The sequence below is a fragment of the Bradyrhizobium sp. genome (assembly GCF_049691595.1).
Lineage (GTDB): Bacteria > Pseudomonadota > Alphaproteobacteria > Rhizobiales > Xanthobacteraceae > Bradyrhizobium.
This window is the reverse complement of the sequence record NZ_JBAVNZ010000254.1, coordinates 1-2,310: the sequence shown is the minus strand read 5'-3', so window position 1 is coordinate 2,310 and position 2,310 is coordinate 1. Positions and strand designations below refer to the sequence as shown.

The following is a 2,310-nucleotide window of genomic DNA, read 5'->3' as shown; positions in this document are numbered from 1 at the left end:
CAGACCACCAAGGTCAAGGGCATGTTCGTGCGGCCGGAGCAGATCGCCGAGATCGGCAAGCGCCATCCCGGACTGGGACGGCTGCGTCTCGTCGTCACCCGACAAGGCGAGACCGACGTGATGACGCTCAGATGCGAAAGCGCTTCTCCAAGCGAAAGCCTTTTGAGCGAACTCACGGCCACGCTGCGCGCGGTGACAAAGCTTGGCGGCCAGGTCGAACTGGTCGGCGCCGGCTCGCTGCCCAATGACGGCAAGGCGATATCGGACGAGCGCTGAACCGCTCTCGTCGCGGCCGCGGGCAATTCCGGTCTAAAATTGGCGAACGAGATCGATGACCTCGTCCTGCTGCTGGCGCGTGATCTCAGCAAACATCGGCAGCGACAGGATCCGGCCCTGATCGGCAGACGCATTGGGATACTGCTGGGGACGGTGACCGAACCGCCGGTAGGCGGCGAGGAACGGCAGCGCCGTCGGATAGTTGATCGCGGTCTGCACGCCATTGGCGTTCAAATGCGCCGCCAGCGCATCGCGGCGTGGATGCTTGATGGTGTAGAGATGATAGACGTGGGTGCGGTCCGGCGCGACCTGTGGCACGACGACGTCCTCGATCTGATTGAGGCCGGCATCGTAAACCCGGGCGGCCTGCTGCCGCGCGCCGGTCCAACCGGCAAGATGCGGCAGTTTGGCCGACAGGATCGCCGCCTGCATGCCATCGAGCCGGCTGTTGATGCCCTCGATCTGATGCTGGTGCTTCACCAGGCCACCGTGCCGCGCCAGCATGGTCATATGCTCGGCCAGCGCATCGTCGTTGGTGACGACGGCGCCGGCGTCGCCCATCGCGCCGAGATTCTTGCCCGGATAGAATGAATAGGTCGCCGCACTTCCGAACGTCCCGATCATCCGCCCCTTGTAGCGCGCCAGATGCGCCTGCGCGCAATCCTCGATCACCCAGAGCTTGTGCTGGCGCGCGATCGCCATGATCGCATCCATGTCCGCGGGCTGCCCGTAGAGATGCACCGGGATAATGCCGACGGTGCGCGGCGTGATCGCGGCCTCGATCGCCTTCGGGTCGATCGTGAAGGTGCTGCCGTCGGTGTCGCAAAACACCACCGTCGCGCCGGCATGGGTGACCATCGCCGAGGTGCTGATCCAGGAATGCGCCGTGGTGATCACCTCGTCGCCGGGCCCGACCTTCAGCGCCGCCATCGCGAGATAGAGCGCGTCGGTGCCGTTGGCGCAGGACACGCAATGCCTGATCTCGGCCGCGGCGGCAAATTCCCGCTCGAACGCATCGACATAGGGTCCGCGGATGAAGGCGTTGTCGCGGATGACCGCGGCGATCGCGCCGTCGATCTCGCTCTTGATGCTCTGATACTGGCGTTGCAAGTCCGCGAAAGGCACCGGCATCGTTCGTCTTTCCTACCTGCCCGCCGGCAGCCGGCGCGCCGGATTGCCCGCATAGGTCCCGGCCGAAAGGATGTCCCGTGTCACCACCGAACCCGCGCCGATGACGACGTCATCGACGATTCTGACCGGCATGATGGTGGCGTTGGAGCCGATCGAGACGCGGTTGCCGATCACGGTCTCGCGCCACAGCTCCTTGCGGCCGCGGGCCGGGCCGCCGGTCGAGAAAGTGTCGTTGACGAACATCACGCCATGGCCGACAAAACAGTCTTCGCCGATCGTCACCAGTTCGCAGACAAAGGCGTGCGATTGCACGCGGCTGCGGGCGCCGATCACCACGCCCTTCTGAATCTCGGTGAACGGTCCGACAAAGCAATCGTCGCCGATCCGGCAGCCGTAGAGGTTGCAGGGCTCGACGATCCTGACCCGCGCGCCGAATTCGACGTCGCGTATGCCGGCCTGATGCGCTTCCGGCCGGTTCACGAGGCAACACCGAGCCGGCTCAGCCGCGGCGTAAACCGGAGCGCAACTTCCGCCCCGGTCTCGATCGATTCATAGAGCGCAGAGATCAGTTCCAGGCTCTTGCGTCCTTCGAGCCCATCGACCAGCGCCGCGCGCTGATTGGTGAGGCAGTCGATCACGTGTTGATAATAGGCCTGGTGGCCGAAACCGTAGACGTTCGGCGGATTGACGGAAAATTTCTCCACCACGTCCTTGTCCGAGGCAAGCTCATCGACAAACCGCCAGTGCCTGATCTGGTTGACGGCGAAGCCGGCGATTTCGACCGTTCCCTTCTGGCCCAGGATCGAGAGCGAACCTTCGAGATCGGTCGGACGCGCGGCGGTGGTCGCCTCGATGACCCCCAGCGCGCCATTGCGGAACTTGAGCGTCGCGACCGCCGTATCC

General features: G+C 64.7%; 3 protein-coding genes and 1 pseudogene. 1 reads left to right on the top strand and 3 read right to left on the bottom strand.

The window, feature by feature from the left end; all coding sequences use genetic code 11:
- Positions 1–276, top strand: a pseudogene (locus tag WCE35_RS11360) (phenylacetate--CoA ligase family protein); the annotation flags it as partial.
- A 33-nt stretch (positions 277–309) separates the two neighbouring features.
- On the opposite strand, the gene WCE35_RS11355 reads toward WCE35_RS11360, so the two are convergent.
- From WCE35_RS11355 to WCE35_RS11345, 3 genes are all read right to left on the bottom strand, one after another.
- Positions 310–1,407: a DegT/DnrJ/EryC1/StrS family aminotransferase gene (locus WCE35_RS11355; RefSeq protein WP_424593434.1), complete on the bottom strand. Its 1,098-nt coding sequence runs from the start codon at positions 1,405–1,407 to the stop codon at positions 310–312.
- A 12-nt stretch (positions 1,408–1,419) separates the two neighbouring features.
- Complete coding sequence (locus WCE35_RS11350; RefSeq protein WP_424593433.1) at positions 1,420–1,887, bottom strand: acyltransferase; 468 nt, start codon at positions 1,885–1,887, stop codon at positions 1,420–1,422.
- Positions 1,884–2,310 (bottom strand): Gfo/Idh/MocA family oxidoreductase (locus WCE35_RS11345; protein ID WP_424593432.1); only part of this gene is annotated, 427 nt, incomplete at its 5' end. The genes WCE35_RS11345 and WCE35_RS11350, both read right to left, overlap by 4 nt.

Coding starts and splice junctions, on each gene's coding strand:
- WCE35_RS11355 (WP_424593434.1), bottom strand. CDS start 1,407: ATGCCGGTGCCTTTCGCGGACTTGCAACGCCAGTATCAGAGCATCAAG.